Genomic DNA, 21168 nt, shown 5'->3' with positions numbered 1-21168 from the left:
GATAATCAAGAGCTTTGAGTTGTGTTAATCTGCATAATTTGTGGTGAGTGTGTATTTTAGCACATTTCCATACTATACAATCGGCAGCACAAACCAAAAGCATGAGCCTTTCCCCGGTTCACTGTCCACACCGATTGTGCCACCCAACTGCTCTATAATGCTCTTGCTGATAGAAAGCCCCAGGCCGGTGCCATGCACAAACGTATTCAGCTTTATAAAACGGTCGAATATCTGAGCCTGCATTTCCGGCTCAATGCCAAGGCCCGTATCGGCCACATAAAAACGCAAATGAGTTTCATCCACCTTATCATATCCTACACGTATACTTCCCGCAGTGGTGAACTTGATGGCATTGTTGACAAAGTTGGCTATGACCTGATTCAAACGGTTACGGTCACTGACAATCCGGCATTCCGGCAGATGACGGTCGAAGAGAACTTCCACACCCGGTTTAGCCTTCATCTTCATGAAGCGCACGATGTCCTCACACAGCATGTTCACGTCCAGCTCTTTTTCCACAAAGTCAAATGTCCCGGCCTCTATCTTGGACAAATCCAGTATGTCGGAAATCAGCTGCAACAGCAGGTCATTGTTTTCTTCAATAATCGCCATATACTGCCTTTTTTCCTCCATGTCCCCGGTCTCTCCCATCAGACTGGAGAAACCGACAATCGCATTCAGGGGCGTACGTATCTCATGGCTCATATTGGCAAGGAAGGCACTCTTCAGACGGTCGGCGGTTTCTGCCTTCTCCTTGGCTTCAATCAGCATAGCCTCCGTCTCCTTCAATTCCGTAATGTCATAGTTGACGCCTATCAGCTCTATTTGTCCGTTCTCCGGTTCAAACAGATTGACAACCACATTGGTACGTACCCAGTTCCATTTTCCCTTTTCGCCCGGACGCTCAATGCGCATCTCTCCCTGGAAATGTTTGGCTTCGCCCACACGGGCCTTACTGAAGAAATCAAGCATCCTCCTGCGGTCACTGGGGTACATCTTGCTGTATATTCCCACGACATCTGCCAATTGGGTATTCTCGTCCTCTCCCATATTCTTATACCATTGCTTGATGGCATAGCCTTTCCGGTCGAGCAGGTTCAGCTTGGCATAACCTACCTTCGCATAATCCGATATAAGCAGGAAGAAATTCTCGAAATCACAGATACGGCTCATGGCATCAATCCGTTCCGTATTGTCGATGTTAATCATGGCATAGCCGGTAAAGTTACCTTTACTGTCATACACCTTGCTCACTTTCGTATAAAGATGTATCACATCCTTCGGCTGTTTGGAAGTGGAGTAATACCCTTCAGTCCGGTCGAAAGCATAATTCAGGCGGAAGTCGACCATATCCTCAGTCTGTATACGTTCTGCCAATTGGGCGGACACATTCGGGTTCTCGAATAAGTTCACTCCAATGACATCCTGTTTGTCACGGACCCCGAATATCTCCATATCCTTATTGTTGATGTCTACCAGGAATCCGTCTTTGTCATAGATTTCCACCCCGGCCGGTATATTGGCAAAGATATTCTTGAACAGTTTTTCGCTATGGTCCAAAGCCAGATGAGTCTGTACCGAGTCTGTCGTATCGAGGAATAACGCCACCACTTCATTCTTTTCCGGAGAGTATATCACCACGTGGCAGTGCTTGTTGGTGAGCTCAAAACACATGTCCATTTCCTTATGTGTCCCGGTGTTCACTATATCAAGCAGATATTCCAGTCTGGGGGCCGCCTCCCTTGAAAAAGACGAGGCAGTCTTGCCGATAAACGTCGACGCGGGTTTTCCCAGAAAATCGGCAAAGATAGAATTCGCATCTGTCACATAATACCCGTAGGGATTGTCCTTTTCATCACAGACAATGGACATCCGCACATACCCCAAAGGCATATAGCGGAACAAATTGCTGAGGAAAGTACGTTCACGCACAGCCTCATCCTTCGTTTTGCGCAACTCTATGCAAATGCTGATGACATTTGCCAACGAACTAAACCATTGGTAATCCTCGTTAGTCCACATTCGGGTACGGTCCACCAAATCAATGCCCATATATCCCCACACCTGGTCATTGGCAACCAGCGGAGTTACCATCAAGGACTTTATATTCTGTCTCGCCAGAATTTCATATTCGGCGTAAGCGTGCTCCGGCAGTTGCCCCAGCGTTTCCAGCAGAACGGGCTTTTGTGCCATAATCTGTGACGTCCACCACGGCAAGCTGTCAGCCTGGACTCCCTGAAGCATTTCTTTCTCAGGAGCCACTCCCGGAGCCACCACCTCGTATGTGCAGCTCTGGTACCGGCACTTCTCATCGTATTGGAATATATAGACACGCCCGCCGCGAAAGAAATCGAGAATATCTTTCAGTATGTCGTAAATGCCCGCACTGATATCCTCGTCTTTCAGGAAACGGAATAAGGAATGGGATATTGAGGTCTGCCGATAAAGCAAATTGTTCACTCTTTGCAAAGCCTGCTTCGCAGCTTCCTCCTTCGGCATCTCTACGCGCTGCAACACTCCGAAAGCCTTCAACGTACCATCCGGCAAATGCTCCTTATACCCCACGCGCGAGTAGACCCAGACCACTCCTTCAGTAGAATAGATAGGAAACGTCTGTTCATAGACCTCCATATTCTGAATGGCAAGGAACTCCCGGCTGATACGCGTCCGATAGTCTTCGCGTATCATTTTACCGAAATCCTCAAAGCTCAGGTATTCCCCTTCCAAGCCTAACAACTTACAGACATATTCGGAGCAGAGATACTGCCTTGAAGAAAAATCAGCCTCCCACCAACCTATCCGGCCAAGAATGGAAAGGCGCCGGAAACGTTCACTATCGTCACGATGAACAGCCATATATTTATCAATATTGGTTTGAGATACAAAAATAGCCATAAAACTCTAATAAGCAACCATTAGAAACCTTTTTCGTCCCAAGCAGCCTATATATAAGGATAACAAACAATCCGGAAGAATGTGCGGTAACCGAATCGTAATAAATTTGAAAATGAAACGTATGTGCCATGTATCACCGGTGTAATGTCATTGCCTCATCTTTGCAGCGGATTAAAAAACGTACAAAGAAAAGAGATGAGCATGAAATTAGACTTGGGAAAGATTTTCTTCCTTATTTTATTCCTCACACTTTCCGTCATGGCTGCCACGGCGGGAACCATCAAAGGGACAATCACCGACCGACAAACCAAAGAACCGCTGACGGGAGCCACCGTGCAAGTGAGCGGAACGGCACAAGGCGCCGTCGCCGATTTGGATGGTAACTATACACTGGAGCTGAAAAACGGAACCTATACCCTCACCGTCCGTTACATCGGCTACAAAGACATGACGATAAATGCCGTAGAGATAAAGGGCGAAACCGTGCTGAACTTCGACATGGAGCCGGACACGCAAACCCTGGGCGAAGTGCAGGTCACCGCCAAGAAGAACCTTGAGGGCGAACGCGCCTTGCAGATGGAACGGCAAAAAGCGACCCTCGCCATCGAGAACCTCGGTTCCAAAGAGATGTCCCTCAAAGGCATCGGCAATGTGGAAGAAGGAGTAAAGAAAATAACGGGCATCTCCATCGCCAGCGCCGGACAACTTATCGTCCGCGGACTAGGCGACCGCTACAGCACCACCACGCTGAACGGACTGCCCATCGCCTCGCCCAACCCGGACAACAAGCTGGTGCCGCTCGACCTGTTCCCCTCGTCCACCGTACAGAACATCACCGTCAGCAAGGTGTATGACGCAGCCGCCTTTGCCGACTACAGCGGTGCGCACATCAACATCAGCACCAAAGAAAACATACCGCAAGATTTCTTCCAACTGAGCCTCAACACGGGCGGGAAGTTCAACACCTTAGGCAAAGACCGCTATCAGATGGACCGCAGCGGCTCGCTCCTGAAGACACCCGGAGTGGACGCAGCCGCCCTCGGCATGCCCCTGATGGAGTTTGACAAATACGTGAAGACCCGCAATATCTTCGATACCTCCTTCAGCGCCGGCAAGAAGAGTTCGTTGCCCGAACTGGGCGGGAACCTCGGCTTCGGCAAGAACTTCGGTATAGGCAACCAGACACTCAGCCTGCTCGCCTCCTTCAGCGCCAGCAACGGCTACCAAAACATGGAAGATGCCTTCTACAAGACACTCGAGGCCACCGGCACCGTGCAGGACGACTTCTCCTACGACAGCTTTGCGCAGGAACTGAAGCTCGCCGCCCTCGGCTACCTGGGCTACACCCTGCGCCGGAGCGACCGCATAGGCTACACTTTCTTCTACGCCCGCAACGCCATCGACACCTACCAGCGCCGCGAAGGTACTGATGCCGAAGGACACGAGCTGACCGGCAGCAACAACATCATGCACATATACACCCTGCAAAACCATCAACTGAACGGAATCCATAACTTCGGCGAGGGCGACAGGTGGCAACTGACCTGGGGAGGCTCGTACAGCAAGACCGGCAGCGAAGAGCCCGACCGACGGCAAGTGATGTACGTCAAAGACAACGACGGCAGTCTCAGGCTCTTCAAACTGAACCGCCAAGAGACTATGCGCTACTTCGGCAGCCTGGACGAAGAAGAGTGGAATGCCAACCTCGCCATGCGCTGGAAGTGGAACGACACCAGCCACCTCAAGCTCGGCTTCAACTACAAGGACAAGAACCGCGACTACAACGCTACCCGCTTCTACTACAACCTGAACAAACTGAACCCCGTCATCACCGACATCTACAACACCGACGGCTTCCTCAACCAGCAGAACATTGCCGACGGACAAATCGTGGTACAGCGTGTGATGCAGCCCAAAGACAGCTACCGCGCCGGAAACGAAATCTACTCCGCCTACCTGCTGACCGACTTCTATCCCACCGAAGCCCTCTTGGTGAACCTCGGCCTGCGCTACGAAATGAGCAAGCAATGGGTGCGCTACGCCAGCGACGGCGGCGACTGGTACTCCCGTCGGCGCAATTTAGACAAGAACGACCTCTTCCCCGCCCTGAACCTGAAATATGCGGTGAACCCCACCAACAGCATCCGCTTCTCTGCCTCGCGCACCGTCACCCGTCCCTCGTTCATCGAGATGGCCCCCTTCCTCTATCAAGAGTCCTACGGTTCGGCACAAATCCGCGGTAACGAAGAGTTGCAGAACGGTTACAACTACAACTTCGACCTACGTTACGAACGCTTCGGCAAGGACGGCGACATGCTCTCCGTGACCGGCTACTTCAAATACCTCGACAGCCCCATCGAACGCATCCAAGACCTGCAAGGCGGCGCCACGCTGCACAGCTTCAAGAATGCCGACAACGGCATGGCTGCCGGCGTGGAGCTGGAGATGCGCAAACGGCTCGTCAAAGACCTGCGCCTAGGCGCCAACATCAGTTACATGTACACCAACGTGAAGCTGCCCCAAGGCGGTGCCTACACCAACAAGGAACGTTCGCTGCAAGGCGCATCGCCCATCCTTGCCAATGCCGACCTCACCTACTCGCCACGCTTCGGCGAAGACAGGCAGCTCAACCTCGCCCTGCTCTACAACCTGCAAGGCAGCCGCATCCATGCGGTAGGCGTGTCGGGTCTGGGCGATGTCAGGCAACAGACGCTGCACACGTTGAACTTCAGCGCCGGATATAGCCTGAACAAGCACTTCAACCTGAAGCTGCAAGTGAACGACCTGCTGAACCGCGATGTCATCTTCAAGCAAGATGTGCCCACCACGGGGCAGGAAATGGAAGTGGAACGCTACCACAAGGGAACGAACTTTGAGGTGGGAATAAGCTACAACCTATAAAGCCCCCGCCCTCCCCCTGAAGGGAACGGAGAACACTCTTTGACAAACAAGCAGATTTAAGAGAATCAATCTGAATGACAGACAGATAAATTGGATATAACAACTAAAACAATTGAATTATGAAAACAATGAAATGGAAATTCTACTCTCTGGCCTTTGTAGCCGGAATGTCTATCCTCACCGCTTGCAGCAGCGACGACAACAACGACAATGACGGTAACGGCGGCAACGGAAACGGCAATGAAATCGAAAACGGTACGATATTGAAAGGTACCATCACCTCCGACGTGACCCTGGCTGCCGGAAACACCTACAAGCTGAGCGGCGAATACATCGTAGAAGAAGGTGCCACGCTCCACATAGAGGAAGGCGTGAAGATTATCGCCGTCTACGATGACATCGCAGACTACATCCTCGTGAAGCAGGGCGGTAAAATCAACGCCGTAGGCACGCCGGACAAACCCATCGTAATGACCAGCGAAAAAGAAGAGCCGGGCGCATGGGGAGGCATCCACATCTGCGGACGCGCCCACACCAATGCCGAAGGCGGCAAGGGAAGTTCTGAAATAGGCGGTGCCGTTTACGGCGGCAACGATGATGCCGACAACTCGGGCACGCTGCAATACATTCGTCTGGAATACACCGGCTTTGCCTTCGATGAAGAGCACGAAGCCAACGGTATCTCTTTCTACGGCGTAGGCAACGGTACCATCGTGGACCACTGCCAAGCCTACAAAGGTTCCGATGACGGCTTTGAGTTCTTCGGCGGCTCGGTAAACGTGAGCAACCTCGTAGCCGTAAGCTGTAGCGACGACTCCTTCGACTGGACCGAAGGCTGGAACGGCAAAGGCACCAACCTCGTGGCTTACCAAGAAGCCGAATCCACACTGGGCTACGACTGCGACTGCCTGATGGAGTGCGACAACAACGGCAGCAACAACGCCGCCACTCCCGTTGCCCACCCCGTATTGAAGAACCTCATCCTCGTCGGCAACGGCGGCAGCAAGCAAGGCATCCGTCTGCGTGCCGGCACGGAAGTGGAAATAGACAACGCCAAGGTCTGCGGCAAAGGCCAACCCCTAACCGTGGAAACCGCCCTTACCGAAAACGCCCTGAAGAACGGCACTTCCAAGCTGACCAACATCACCCTCACCTCCGAGCTGAGCTGCAAAGAAGGCATCTACACCCATGCCGACTTTATCGCCGTGACAAGCAACAAGGTGGACGCCAACCTGAGCTATAGTTCTTTCGAGGACATCAAGAAAGAATGCAGCTGGATGAACGGAAACTGGGTGAAGTAAAAAAAAAGAAGCACTCACAAGACTATAAAGAAACACACAACTTCTTCAACAGCGTACCCCTCGAATGCCTTCCGGCTTCAAGGGGTACGCGCTGTTTCAAGAAAGAAACTAAAAGTACCGTTTACTTCTTCTTCAGCTCCTTCTTCAATTCCTGAACCTGAAAGCTGAACAAGTCCAGATGACGGCAAACGCGCTGCATGAAACTGCCTGCCGCCCTGAAGCAGATACGCGAAATGCGCACTTTATCTGCCGTACAGTCCTCTATCCGTTCCACCGGTTCGCTGGTGATGGAGGGAAAAAAGTTTCCAAGTCCCTTGATGTTCACCGTGCGTCCACTGGCCAGATAGTCCGCTATAATATCCGGCAGTTGCACCAGCACGGACTGGGCATCGCCCACCTGCAGGGAGCTGACAAAAGCCAGCCTCTTGGCCAGTTCGTCATTGCTCACCGGTTCCGGCTGAAGCACTTTTGACGCCGCGTAGTAGCGCACCACTTCCTTGTCTCCACTCTTGTCCACCTTCTTGCGGACCACATAATTCATTGACATACCAATCTTTCTTTATAATTAGGTTCGTAAAAAACGAAAGATATTCCCGCCCGACGCGAGGCACACCTACAACTTGCATACACAAAGCCTATACCTTACGGTAAAGACTCCGTGACCGAATACCTTTCACTATATGACTGAATACCTAAAACACCCGGATGTATTGCCCCAAAACATGGGGATGTTTTCACCCAAAACACCCGGATGTAATACCCCAAAACATGGGGATGTTTTGGGAGAAAAGATGGGGATGTTCTGACCTTTCAGTATAGGGTTCAAAGGTAATGACTCCCTATGAGAAATACAATAGATATAGGCCTTTTTGATGGTCGGAATCAAGCTCCTTTTTCTTCGGAAGCAGCAGGCAGTACCCGCTGGAAATCTCTGCCGGACGGAGACTGGAATACCTGCAAATCGAATTCGGGGATGATTGCCAGCACATGGTCGAACACATCCGCCTGCACCCCTTCATAGGGCACCCAATCCTTCAGCGCACAGAAGAAATAAAGTTCTATCGGGATACCGCGGTCGGTAGGCTGGAGTTGGCGCACCATGCAGGTCAGTTCCTGATTTACGTCGGGAAGACTTTTCAAATAAGCCGTCAGATACGCCCGGAACACACCCAGATTGGTCTGGCGGCGTCCGTTGACGAGGATGGAGTTATCGATGCCGTTTTCCACATTGTACTTTTCAATCACTTCCTCCGTCTGCTCCACATAATCTTTCAGTAGCTGTATCTTGCGATATTTTGCCAGCATCTCCGGGGTGCAGAAACGGACGCTGGTCATGTCGATATTGATACTGCGCTTCACTCGCCGCCCACCGCTCTCGCGCATGCCGCGCCAGTTCTGGAAGGAGTCGCTGACAAGCAGGTAAGGAGGGATGGTGGTAATGGTATTGTCCCAGTTGCGCACTTTTACGGTGTTCAACGTTACCTCTATCACCGTACCGTTGGCACCGTACTTGGGCATCTCAATCCAGTCGCCCACCTTCAGCATGTCGTTGGCCGAAAGCTGCACACCGGAGACAAAGCCCATAATGGAATCCTTGAATACCAGCATCAGGATGGCTGCCGAAGCACCCAATCCGGCAAGCAGCGAAAGCGGGTCGCGGCCTATCAGTTCGCCCACGACCACAATGCCGCCCACCAGCCATAGGATGACTTGCATGGTTTGCAACATCCCCTTTAAAGGGCGGTCACGAAATTGCTCCTTCTCACTGTATACACTGTAAACAGCCTTCAGGAACGAGTTAACGAAACTCAGGAAAGTAATGATGATGTAAATAAGGCAGATACGCCGGATGAAATCCATTGCCGATGAACCGACTTCGACAAATGCCAATGGAACAAACAGATAGATGATAACGGGAGCCACCATGCGGCTGAGGTGCACCATCACTTTACGGTCGAATACGATGTCGTCCCACGTAGCCTTGGTCTTCTTCACCAGTTGTGCCACTACCTTCAGCAGGATTTTCCGGCATAGGGCATCCGCCAGGAAAGCAACGGCAAGTATCAGTGCGAAGGCAATGAATTGGTCGAGCATATCAGCCCGGGAAGGGGATATGCCCCACCCGATTAAAAGGTCGTCTATCTTCTTCAATATCTCCATAATCGTATGTTTATCATAACGGCAATCTTATCTACGCGACTGTTCCTCCCGCTCGAGGAACTCCATAATGTCTTCTTTCAACCACTGATAAAGATAAAGGTTCTTGTAGCCGCTGTTTTTTTTCAGCATCACGGATACATTGACCTGACTGTTCTCATACCCCGTCAGTTCGTTGCGGAACTGTTCGTTATGCTCTGCCAGGCGCTTTATCTCCTGCTCGCGTTCACGACGCAGCACCGTACATACCGGGATAAGGATTTTCAGCACTACACAATCCATGATATGGTGTCCTTGGATATAAAGATAGGTATTGTCCGGAGTCAGTCCCAAACGTTCCAACTCCGTGCCCAGCTGCTCCACCCGGTCGATGTAGCGGGGGAAACGGGCTTGCAGTTCGGACAGCTTTGCCGACACCGTCTTTTGCATCTCGTCCAGACTACGGTAAGGATGACGCAGGTTTATCTCTTGCAAACGCACGCAGGCGTTGAAGTCGTACATCGGGAAAGTGTGTGTGTCGTGCTGGCGGTAGAACCAGACATTCCACAGAAACAGCGGATAGGCAATCTGAGAATAACGCTTCAGAAAAGCGGGGAAGTCCAGGATATGCCGGTCGTTCAGCGTGGCCTGCACACAGACTTCATGCAGACTGTCGGCAAAGCAGTGGAAGTTCTCGATGGCATAGCCATAAGTCTGGAAGATATAGGGATTCTTGTTTATCTTATGCGACACCTTGGTGGCACCTTGCAGCAGGAAGTCGTAGTCGCTGTCTACACAAGCTATCAGGCTGCGGCCCAGCTCCGATGTGTTCAACGTATTCATCAGCACCATCTTCTTGCCCTTTGCCAGGGAGGTGGCAGACGGAAGCATCACCTGGAAATAACGCTCCTCATTCTCGAACTCGGACAGCAGCGTCCGCCAGAAAGCGATGTCGTCATAGCTCTCCACATACGCCACTATGCGCCTGCGTGCTCTCTTGGGAGACAACTTGCGGGCGGCATCCAGATAGGCGGAAGTAAGGTTATGTTTTAAAGAAGTGGACACTTGGGTAGGGATTAAGGATTAGGGATTAGGGAGGAGATTTCGCTGACTTCGGTGACGGCATCCAGCCAGCCTTCCATGATGACGGCGGGCGAATGGGTGGTGAGGATAAGCTGCACATTGGGATTCAGGCTGCGTATCATGCCGATGAGCTTCTGCTGCCATTCGATGTGCAGGGAGGCTTCCGGCTCGTCCATGAAGAGTACGCAGTGGTCATCGTCACGCACCAGCACGGTCAGCAGGATGACCAGCATCTGCTTCTCGCCCGAAGACAGTTTGTAGGGCAGCAGGCGCTCGCCGTTCTGATAGAAAACGATGTCGTTGCTTTTGCGGTCTATCGTCTTATGGGTATAGCTGAAAAGCTCGTCAATCATATCCTGGAACTTCCGCTTGGGGAGGGAAAGGGAGGGAGCCAGGCTGCGCTGCTCTTCGTCACCGCTGAGCAGTTCTATCATCTTGTTGCCGATGTTCACCTGATAGTCCAGATAACGGCGCTGGAGCAGATAGAGCTGCCAGTCCAGTTCCGACTTCACGTTGGCATCGGCCATGCGTGCCGTAAAGTCGCCCATGATAAGGGGACGGTCGTAGCTGCGGATTACATCATAGGGGATAAAGGTGGCTGCAGAATTGTCGAAGTAGACGTGTACGCCGTTCTTCTCGTCACTCTTCACTTCACCCGATGTCTGTTCCAGATAGTTGACCGAACGGTTCAGGATAGTGGTTTTCCCCACTCCGTTGATGCCGGAAAGTATATTGACGTCAGGACGCAGGTCCCAGGCAATATCGTACCGATGCCACAATCCGTGTATTTCGATACGCTTGATGTAATTGGCTTGTACTTCCATGGTTTCTTGCTTTAATTAGAAGCAAATATACACGATAATCTCTTATTTCTACGCCCATGAACCAGAAAAATCATATAATGAAAGATTTTCTCTTTTCAGAAAATAGTTGTTCTTTTGCACCCGCAAAGAACAAAAGAGTATGAACAAGAACATTCAAGGGCATCTGTTCGCCCTTACCGCAAATATCTTATGGGGCTTGATGGCACCTATAGGCAAGTCAGCTCTGGTAGAGTTTTCCGCGTTGTCAGTAACCACATTCCGCATGGTAGGCGCAGCCGCCTGCTTCTGGCTCCTCTCCTTATTCTGCAAACGCGAACAGGTGGACCACCGGGACATGCTGAAGATATTCTTCGCCGCACTCTTCGCACTGGTATTCAATCAGGGTGTCTATATCTTCGGACTCTCCATGACTTCGCCCATAGACGCCTCCATCGTTACAACCACGCTGCCTATCGTCACCATGATAGTGGCTGCAATCTATCTGAAAGAACCGGTCACCAACAAGAAAGTGCTGGGCATCTTTGTAGGGGCTATGGGAGCATTTATACTCATCATGAGCAGCCAGACCACCGGTGCCGGCAATGGCAGCCTCATCGGAGACCTTCTCTGCCTGCTCGCCCAAATCAGCTTCTCCATTTATCTGACCGTATTCAAGGGGTTGTCGCAAAAATACTCTCCCATCACCCTGAACAAATGGATGTTTGTCTATGCCTCCATGTGCTACATCCCGTTCTCTTACCACGACGTGGCTGCCATACAGTGGAGCGAAATATCTACAGCCGCCCTGCTGCAAGCGGGATATGTGGTTGTGGGAGGAAGCTTCCTTGCCTATATCTTCATAATGAGTGCGCAGAGGCTGTTGCGCCCCACTGTGGTGAGCATGTACAACTACATGCAGCCCATCGTGGCCTCAACCGTTGCCATCATCTTAGGATTGGGAGTGTTCAATTTGGAAAAGGGAATAGCCATAGCCTTGGTATTCCTGGGAGTGTACATCGTGACACAAAGCAAGTCACGCAAGGATTTCGAGAAAGAAGGGAAAGCCGTATAAAACAGCCGTTCCACCGTCACAGTACTCCGGCACGTACCCGGCTCAGAGACTCGGGAGTCATTAACAGATAAGATGCTATGTGGTTGACTGAGGCACGCCGGGCTATCTCCGGATAATCCCTGACGAAGCGCGCATACCGCTCGCGTGAGGTTTCGAAACGCCAAGAGTCTGCTTTATATTGGGAAAGCATTAAAGACCCCTCCAATAAATGGCGAAGCAGACGGGCTATATGCAGATAACGCTCAGAGAGTTCGACCAGTCCTGCATACGAAATGCTCCAGATGACGCCTTCCTCCAGGGATTCCAGCTGAAGGCAATTACGGCGTCCGGTGAAAAGGCTGACGATACACATAGCGCCGTCACCGTCGCAGGCAAAGTTCTCTGTAATGTCCCGGCCTTCTTTGAAATAGAACTGGCGAAGCAGTCCTTTCTCTACGAAAACAATATCCCTGGCTATATCTTTCTCACTAATCAACAGTTCTCCTTTGTGCACCTCACGGCGTACAAACAAACCGGCAATGAGCTCCAGCTCCTCAGAAGGGAGTTCATGAAGGCGGCGGGTAAACCGCCGCGCCACTTCCATGTTGTTTTCCTTAGTCATCGATATAGGGAAAGGGATATGCCCTTATTTCTTCAGTTCTGCAAAATAGGTGTCCAGCAAGTTCTTGGCAGCCACAAAAGAAGTCAAGTTGCCCTGTAGCACTTGTTTTTCCTTGCCAGTCAGCATCGCTTCAATCTGCGGATTGTGGTAGAAGCTGTCGCGCAGCTGTTCGTTAATGGTCTCGTACATCCAGTATTTGCTTTGCTCATTGCGGCGGTATTCAAAGTAGCCGTTGTCTTTCACAAAGTTAATGTATTTGTAGACCATATCCCATACTTCTTTTACACCAAGATTATAGAAACCGGAATAAGTCAGCACTTGGGGTGTCCAACCGCTCTCCGGAGCCGGGAAGAGGTGCAGCGCATTACGGAACTGAGTTGCTGCCAGCCTGGCCCGCTCCAGATTGTCGCCATCAGCCTTATTAATGACAATGCCATCGGCCATTTCCATGATGCCGCGTTTGATGCCTTGCAACTCATCGCCCGTACCCGCCAGCTGTATCAGCAGGAAGAAGTCTACCATAGAATGTACGGCAGTCTCACTCTGCCCCACCCCTACTGTCTCTACAAATATCTTGTCGAAACCGGCAGCCTCACAAAGCACAATCGTTTCACGCGTCTTGCGTGCCACGCCACCCAGCGAACCGGCAGAGGGACTGGGACGTATAAAGGACTTGGGATGAACGGAGAGTTTCTCCATACGCGTCTTGTCACCGAGAATACTGCCTTTGCTGCGTTCGCTGCTCGGATCAATGGCAAGGACAGCCAACTTGCCGCCGTGTTCCTCCAGTACATGCAAGCCAAATACATCAATAGAGGTACTTTTACCGGCACCGGGCACACCACTGATACCCACACGGACGGAGTTGCCCGAATAGGGCAAACACTTCTCTATCACCTCCTGCGCCACAGCCTGGTGCTCCGGTTTCACACTTTCCACCAGTGTTACAGCCTGGCTGAGTACCGTAACATCACCTTTCACTATACCCTCCACATAGTCTGATACGGAAAGCTCGCGTTTCTTCCGCCTGGGACGGTTCTTCAAGTAAGGATTGACCGATGAAGGTTGCTCAATGCCTGCATTGACAACCAAGCCTTTATATGCTTCATTATTTTCGGGATGTTCCATGGCTATTTGTGAGTTATAAGTTATGAGTTATGAAGGACTTTACGACTTCTTATTGTTTTGCTTTAATGTTGATTTCAACTTTCGGCTGCATCGGGTCATTGGTAATCATCAGCAGACGCAGATGACGGCGCTTCTTGCCTATATTCTTCTTCACTACCGTTACCCGCAGGCGAGTGCTTTCACCGGGTTGCAATACACTCTTCTTGAGGTTAACTCCCACTGCCGGGTGGAATACCTGGAGCTTGTTTATCTGTAAAGGAGAACGCCCGGTATTGGTAATGGTAATATCCTGACGTGCTTTTGACTTCTTTGCCAATATCGCACTCATATCAACTTCTTTGGTAGAAAGGCTGATGGCAGGAGCATTTGCCTTCTCCACTTCCGTCATTCCGGAGAAATCCGGTAAAAGAATGGCAGAAACGGGAATCTCGTTTTCATCGCCCACCTTGTCACCGGAGAAGCGAGAAAGATAGACCGACGTTTGAGTCAGTCCGAGGCCAGTCAGTCTTTCCGAATTCAATGTAAGTGTAATCACTCCTTTTTCTCCCTTTTGCAAGACATTGGGCTCTACTTTTGTCTGCAAATAAGGAGGCAGATGCATCAGTACCGGTTCATAAGGACGGTCGGAAAGATTGACCACGCCGATATGAATCACCGGCTGCTCACCATGCTGAATATCGGGAAAGTCGAGGCTGTTCTTGTCAATACGTATCTGACCGATAAGATAGGGATGCGTCTTGGTAAAGTCCTTGATTTCCTGTACTACTTCACCATTGAACTTCAAATAGACCAGATTGGGTTGCGCATTGCTGTAAATAGCCACGGATTTCTGGAAATGTCCCAATGCCTTGGCATCAAAAGTCACATTCACCGTTCCTTTTGCCCCCGGTGCAATAGGCGTTTTTGTCCACTGGGCCACGGAGCAGGCACAATCCGGCTCCACTTCTGTAAGCACTAAAGGCTGGTCACCCGTATTGGTGATGGTATATTGCACAGTCACGGGATGCTTCCATTCTATCTGGCCGAAACTGTACATCTCTGTATTCGAGGTAAAACGAGCTTGCGCTACAGCAGTCAATACCACACTTGCAAGCACATATAAAGTTATCAATATCCGCTTCATCTATTTTTCTTAATATCAAGATTTCCTAATTCTGCCACTCTCATTCAATATTAGTCGGACAAAAATAGGTGTTTTTAGCGAGAGTACCTAAAATAGCGGAGCGCAATTTGTACAAATTGCGCTCCGCTCCATACTCTATTGTTACTTTATTACAATTATCCCTCCCGCCGAATGCGAAGCATACTCCGGAGCATACGCACACTGTATCGTGGCCAGCCCCGTTTCGTATGTTCCGCCACGGGCTATGCGATAACTGTGCTCTAAGACATAAACGCCTTTGCCCAAATGGTCGAAGAAGAAATTGGTTGCGGCATCTTCCACTTCTGCATAATAACCAAGGCCGTTACTCCAACGATAACCGGAAAGCGAGCCTATAGGTTCAAAGCAGGCACCCCGCTGGTCTTTCAACTGAACAAAATCCATAGTACGGTCCAAGCGGATAGTCAAACGGGCCACTATTTTATCACCGACGGATAATACGGTCCCTTCCGTAACCGGTTGCAAGGACTTGCTACCACCGGCCGATATACGCTCTACATAAAGTTTCTTCTCTACATTCAATTCCCCCCCCTGCTGCTTTACATCAGATATGGGTGACAGATACTGGGCATAAACAGCTCCCCAGGCAATGCCTGCATCCCGTTTCTCTACGGTGACGGTTTTAGCTTTCAGCTCCGGACTTCCTTGAGCGAAGGTTTCCTTGACATAACCCAAACCCGGGATTATGGTCTTTGTAGGCGACAATGTTTCCAAAACTTTGTTACCTAACGTGATACGTACGTCTCCCCGACTTTCCAGCAGATTAGTACCTTGACAAAGCAATGCATAAACAGCATCAGCCGTTGCAACCGGAGAATTCCAACTGGTAGTCTGCTTCTGTTTCAGCAGCCAGAGTTTCATTTCCTCCACCAAAGCATCGTTGCCACCTGCCATACGCAGGGCTTCCATTACTTCCACATGGGCAGGGATGGGCAGCATACCCCAGTTATACGGATTTGCTTGGAAAGCAAAGTATGCACCCAGTTCATCCGTCTGTACCAGATGTTCCTTGAGGGAAGCGATGAATTCATTCGCCTCGGCTGTACGCCCTACTGCTTTCAGGATGATGGCAGACTGCGCCTTGCTGCTCATGGTTCCATCTTTAAGATTGGCACCTACTTTTGATAGGAAATAGCGGTAAGCCGCTTGATTGTCTGCCGGCACTTGTTCGCCGCTAAGGGCTATCAGATACAGATATGTCATTGCCGATTCGGAGTTGGCAGTAATTCTGGCGCCATTTTTTTCGGCTTTACGGATATTGCGATACTCTTCCAAAGCCTGCCGATTCAAATAGCCGAAAGCTTTCTGCCGCATGGCGGCAACTTCTTCAGGCTGTTCATTTTTCGTCAGCAGAGGAAGACGAACAAGTAATTCTGTAATATAGCCAGTTATATAGCGGCTACCGGACATTCCCTTATACCAGCTCCATCCACCGTCTTCACCCTGCAATTCTTTCAATTTGGTAAAAGCGGAAAGATTGCGGTTATTCAGTTGGTTGATATCAAACAGCGTGGCAATACGTGCCTGCTGTTCGGCTTCAGTAGTAGCTTCCAGTACCCACGGAGACTCGCTGAGCAGGATATTCTTCACATCCTGATTCTTCTCCAACTGGCTGAGGAAGGTTTCTTTCGTGCCACCGGCAGCCTTCCAACTGTCAAATACAGTCTTAATGCGGGGCTGGCTGTTGGCAATGAAGCCTGCCAGACTATTGGCATACCAAGCTGTAGCCCAAGAAATGGCATTATCATTGGCAGGCAGGCTCAATGCCGGCAACGCTTGTACAGCATACCAAGCCGGATTCCCGGTAAATTCTACAGTCAGACGACGGTCTGTCGCTGTACGGCTATTACGGTTGAAAAGGCTGTCTAATGAGAACGTACGGGTCTCCTCGCCACGGATAGGCATAGCAAGCGTTTCCGTAATATACTCCTTATTACTTAATACGGGCAACAGATGCTGCTCGCCATCGCTAAACGTACCTCCATCGGCAACCATACGAATACCAAGCAAATCATAGCGGTCGGACACTTCGAAATGGAAGTTGACAGCAGTATTTCTTCCTGCTTCTACCAAGAATTTCTGACGTTGAGTAGCAATAACTTTCTCCGTCATAGGGTCGAACAGTGTGAATACTGCTGTTCCTTTCACCGCTTTACCCGTCAGATTGGCTATTGTTCCGGCTATCTGTGTTTTATCTCCAACGCGGACAAACCGAGGCATATTCGGAGTCAGCATAAACTCCTTGGCAGTTACAACGGAAGCATCCAATATCCCAGTCAGCATATCCTTAGTATGTGAGTAACCACGGAAATTCCAACGAGTCAAGCTCTGCGGCATCGTAAAAGAAAACGCAAGCTCCCCTTGTTCGTTTGTACGAAGTTGAGGATAAAAAAAGGCTGTTTCGGCAAAGTTGGTGCGAAGCCCCTCAATAGGTTGCAAGGCCTCGCCAACCGGTATCGTTTCCGATTCAAAAACAACATCTTCCACCGCGTCTTCCGCTACTTGTGCAGGAACATATTTCACTTCAACGGCATTCCCGGATTCTGCTTTGGAAGCAAGCATCGGCTGGTTGGCACCACGTATTCTAAGATTACCGGTCAAAGAGCTATTCCGGGTAGTCCCATACCCCACAACACTTACTTCTTCCAAAAGCGCATTGTCTTCTACCATCACTATCCGCATCCTTCCATCCATATAAGGAGAACAGAAGTAGTCAAACGACCACACCGGAACCCTCCAAGCCTTCAACGGGAAATAAACGGAGAAGTAATTGCTATTATAACGGCTCGCACCACGGAATGCCCCATACAGATTATCCGGATAGAAAACCCGTAGTATCTGGTTACTCTTATAAATCTTATCCAGTGAAGCGTCGTACATCGTAGCCAACATCTCAGCCGCAGCAGGCATACCTTGAGGCGTCTTTATGACGAGCTTCCACTCTTCTTCCTGTCCGGGACGCAAACGGTCACGGAACACTTCCCATTTCATGTCGAGAGCACGTTCCGGCTCCCGCTTCTTCAGTTCAACCTGATGACTGTACATCTCGCCAGCTTTCACAAAACTGAAAAGAATGGTGATTCCCTTGCCATATGCTTCCTTATAAGGGAATTCCATACGAATAATAGTATCATTCAACTGCAACACACGGCTTTCAATGCGTTTTCTGTCACAAAAGACATCCATCAGCACATATGCATCCCGATAAGAAGTCCCCAAAAGAAAAGCGGCAGGGTACTGTACATCAAATTCCTCATTTTCTTTATAATAAAAGAAATCTGTAAACGCAGCCGGACGCTTGTCACTCTTTGAAAAGAGCATGAAACTGTCACTGCCATATGCCCCATTATTCTCTTCACGTCCCAAACTATCACGTACAGAAAGTTTCAAGCGATAGTTACCTGAAGGAAGCTTGTTCCAAGCCGAAAAATCCTGGAGCCGATTGGCTGTGAAGGTACCCTCCAATACAACATCATCCAAGGGTTCAGAACCTGCAATATTCCTTGCCCCATTTTGTTCTGCAAATGGATAAAGGCAATAGGAACCTTCAATGTGCTGAGGAATATTCATTACATTATTCACTCCAAAAGTGAAAAGCATACTGTCTTCCTTACAAACATATTGAGGCAAGCGAATATCAAAGGAATAAGCCTTAGGACCTGCCAACAAGTTATACGAAGCGGATTGCGTTTCACCGGCCTCATCCGTCACCACCGCCTCCACATGATAAGTATACACACTCCCATACCCGTCTGTATCTACAGCCGGAGCTTCCAAAGTCAAGGGTATGGAAAAATCCCCGTTGGTATCCAATTGTATGGTGTCAGACAATAATGGTTTATCAGCATTGCTCCAATAACCAGGTCTCGGATTCCGGCGAGTCACCGTATATGCCAATGGCACATCCTGCACCATCATGCCATTGAAGGCCTTGACATTTCCTTTCAACACAACCTTGTCACCCAGCCGATAAGCTTCCGAAACCGGAGTGAAGGCAATCTCGAACGTAGGTCGCTTGTACTCCTCTACCCTAAAAGTGACGGTAGATTGAGTCTCTTTGGTTCGTATGCTGAACATGCCATTCAGGCAAGCTGCCGGAAGTACAAACTCCGTAGCAAAAGAGCCGAAATCATTGGTCCGCCCCTTCCTGGTGGCAAGTTCCTTGCGGTTGGCATCCAACAAGACAAGCTCATAATCAACTCCTTGTAGTACCTGGGCGCTATCACTATTCTGCTTGTAAGCTATCCCTTTTACATGAACGGTCTGCCCGGGACGATAAAGCGAACGGTCTGTCAGCAATGCCATCTGCCTCCAATCTGTATCCTTAATACCGTAATAAGGATGATTCATATAAACGTTCTGCGGCATCATGGCTGTGTCTCTGCCTTTACGCGCCACATAACTTCGGATTTCACTCTGCCAGGGTAATACAGCTTTCCCCCCGGCATCAGTCAGTACCTCTGCCATCGCTTTTCTATTCTTCTCATCATAAAAAGAGTAGAAACTCACCTTGGCACCAGCAATCGGCTGTCCACTACGGGCATCCAATGTAGCCACTTCCATACGGTTGTCACCCAAATCCAATGTCAGCACCTTGAAGCGGGTAGATACCAGAAATTTATCATCTGTACGGGCCGTTTCAGTATCAGGTACTATTTGAAGAATATAGACTCCCGTTTCCCGAGGAATCATGAACTTAAATACAGTGTCCGAGGCAAGATAAGGGACATCTTCAGGCAATTTATCCTTGCCTGGCAACGGCTTTAAGCCAAAATGCGTGGAAGAAAACTTCCGGGCATACTTTCTATAAGTATCTTTATTTATACCATGGTCCATCCAAGGTACTTCACTTAAAGTAGTGGTATATAAGTTGAGAGTGAAGCCCTCGACATTACGATAATGCAGCCTCATATTCACCGAATCGCCGGGATAACCGCTTTCATTCATAGTCAGAATGAGTTCAGGCTGTAAAATCTGTTCACGGATATTTTTCAACTCATTGATACGCTTATACGCAGGATAGCGCTTCAAGCCTTCTTCACAGACTTTTAGAGCCTCATCAGCGCGTTTCGGTTCCAAACGGCGCAGGTGGTTGGCTTTATGAATGTAAACCTCGGCACAAACCTCTCGTGAACCGTATTCCTTTATCAATTTATTCAAAACCTCAAGATATTCCCGATTAGCCTTTTCCTGACGCATTCGGAAAGTAGGATAAGGCTGCTGGCTGATACCACCGGTCAACTTCCAGTTCCAATAATCAAGAGAACAGAGCAACATAGCATCTTCCGAACCGGCACGATGGCGATAAGCATTCATCATATCCAGATAAATCCTTTCGATACGGGTCTGTACCAAAGAATCCACGCTGAAACCATCCAGCTGCCGATAAGCATCAACAGCACGGCTCACCAATAGATGGTACATATCGTGCCCATAGAACCGGCTACCGTCTTCCAACACCACAAAAGGCACATATTGTTCTGCAGATGTATTGAGCAAGCGGATGGAATCCTGCAAGGATGCACGGTTACACCTATCTATTTTATCCACAAACTGGCTGATACTCCACTCACGGATATCTGCTGGAACCTCGTCAACAGTCAGTAAAGTACGTGACAGCAAGACACGGCGATTCTTCCGCATCAAGTCAGCATATTCATATGCCAACAAAGAGTGTAGAATAGCCTTGTTCACCGGATTCCTCTCCGATTGTGCCCAAGATTCCATATATTTCAGACTGGAGTAAAGGCTGTCCGGAGTCAGCCCCTCTTGATAAGTCTCCCTACAAATGTAGGCTTTCAACATTTGCGGAGCATTCTGCTCTTGCCGACCTTTCCGATAGATTTCATCAGCCAGTTTTATCACTGTTTGAGGCAGGCTTTTCTTTTGAGCCTGCTCCACCTGCTTCCACAACTTATCGTACGTCTGCGCATACAATGCCGAAGCCCCAAATGTAACCAGCAGTAACAATATGCTACAAATTCTTTGAATTACTCTCATAATTATTCGTTTGTTAGTCTTTGTATTAACCTTAATTCCGCAACACTATTATAAAATATTTTTTTTAAGTACCTGAGCAACAAAAA

General features: G+C 49.6%; 12 protein-coding genes. 3 read left to right on the top strand and 9 right to left on the bottom strand.

The window, feature by feature from the left end:
• Positions 1 to 72: 72 nt before the first annotated feature.
• Entirely contained in the window at positions 73 to 2856 is a 2784-nt protein-coding gene (locus tag DXD65_RS04390) for an ATP-binding protein (RefSeq protein ID WP_117887408.1), read from the bottom strand.
• Positions 2857 to 3090: 234 nt separating this feature from the next.
• Here DXD65_RS04390 and DXD65_RS04385 point away from each other — a divergent pair, with 234 nt between their 5' ends.
• Positions 3091 to 5796 carry a TonB-dependent receptor gene (locus DXD65_RS04385; protein WP_117887385.1) on the top strand — a complete coding sequence of 902 codons (2706 nt, stop codon included), beginning with the start codon at positions 3091 to 3093 and terminating at the stop codon, positions 5794 to 5796.
• Between the two features lie 119 nt (positions 5797 to 5915).
• The gene (locus tag DXD65_RS04380; RefSeq protein WP_117877855.1) at positions 5916 to 7097 is read left to right on the top strand and encodes a hypothetical protein; all 1182 of its coding nucleotides are present in this window, start codon (positions 5916 to 5918) and stop codon (positions 7095 to 7097) included.
• A 121-nt stretch (positions 7098 to 7218) separates the two neighbouring features.
• Here DXD65_RS04380 and DXD65_RS04370 read toward each other — a convergent pair whose 3' ends face one another.
• From DXD65_RS04370 to DXD65_RS04350, 4 genes are all read right to left on the bottom strand, one after another.
• The gene (locus DXD65_RS04370; RefSeq protein WP_005835201.1) at positions 7219 to 7644 is read right to left on the bottom strand and encodes a hypothetical protein; all 426 of its coding nucleotides are present in this window, start codon (positions 7642 to 7644) and stop codon (positions 7219 to 7221) included.
• A gap of 335 nt (positions 7645 to 7979) precedes the next feature.
• Positions 7980 to 9257 (bottom strand): mechanosensitive ion channel family protein, encoded by a 1278-nt coding sequence (locus DXD65_RS04360; protein ID WP_009037162.1) that lies wholly within the window; start codon positions 9255 to 9257, stop codon positions 7980 to 7982.
• Between the two features lie 27 nt (positions 9258 to 9284).
• Positions 9285 to 10298, bottom strand: coding sequence for a DUF4435 domain-containing protein (locus DXD65_RS04355; protein WP_005823997.1), 1014 nt, complete (start codon positions 10296 to 10298; stop codon positions 9285 to 9287).
• Positions 10299 to 10309: 11 nt separating this feature from the next.
• Positions 10310 to 11140 (bottom strand): AAA family ATPase, encoded by an 831-nt coding sequence (locus DXD65_RS04350; protein WP_057282152.1) that lies wholly within the window; start codon positions 11138 to 11140, stop codon positions 10310 to 10312.
• Positions 11141 to 11279: 139 nt separating this feature from the next.
• Here DXD65_RS04350 and DXD65_RS04345 point away from each other — a divergent pair, with 139 nt between their 5' ends.
• Complete coding sequence (locus DXD65_RS04345; protein ID WP_009037165.1) at positions 11280 to 12191, top strand: DMT family transporter; 912 nt, start codon at positions 11280 to 11282, stop codon at positions 12189 to 12191.
• 16 nt (positions 12192 to 12207) lie between these two features.
• Here DXD65_RS04345 and DXD65_RS04340 read toward each other — a convergent pair whose 3' ends face one another.
• The 4 genes from DXD65_RS04340 to DXD65_RS04325 all read right to left on the bottom strand — a co-directional run bounded on the left by DXD65_RS04340 (position 12208) and on the right by DXD65_RS04325 (position 21082).
• The gene (locus DXD65_RS04340; protein ID WP_005824006.1) at positions 12208 to 12792 is read right to left on the bottom strand and encodes a Crp/Fnr family transcriptional regulator; all 585 of its coding nucleotides are present in this window, start codon (positions 12790 to 12792) and stop codon (positions 12208 to 12210) included.
• Between the two features lie 24 nt (positions 12793 to 12816).
• Positions 12817 to 13920 (bottom strand): methylmalonyl Co-A mutase-associated GTPase MeaB, encoded by a 1104-nt coding sequence (gene meaB / locus DXD65_RS04335; RefSeq protein ID WP_057282151.1) that lies wholly within the window; start codon positions 13918 to 13920, stop codon positions 12817 to 12819.
• 49 nt (positions 13921 to 13969) lie between these two features.
• Positions 13970 to 15043, bottom strand: coding sequence for a DUF1573 domain-containing protein (locus DXD65_RS04330; protein ID WP_005824010.1), 1074 nt, complete (start codon positions 15041 to 15043; stop codon positions 13970 to 13972).
• Positions 15044 to 15184: 141 nt separating this feature from the next.
• Positions 15185 to 21082: an alpha-2-macroglobulin family protein gene (locus DXD65_RS04325; RefSeq protein ID WP_117887384.1), complete on the bottom strand. Its 5898-nt coding sequence runs from the start codon at positions 21080 to 21082 to the stop codon at positions 15185 to 15187.
• Positions 21083 to 21168: the final 86 nt, after the last annotated feature.

Origin of the sequence: Bacteroides sp. 4_1_36, from assembly GCF_003466325.1 — a bacterium.
GTDB lineage: Bacteria > Bacteroidota > Bacteroidia > Bacteroidales > Bacteroidaceae > Bacteroides > Bacteroides uniformis.
This window is presented reverse-complemented; position numbering and strand designations above follow the sequence as displayed.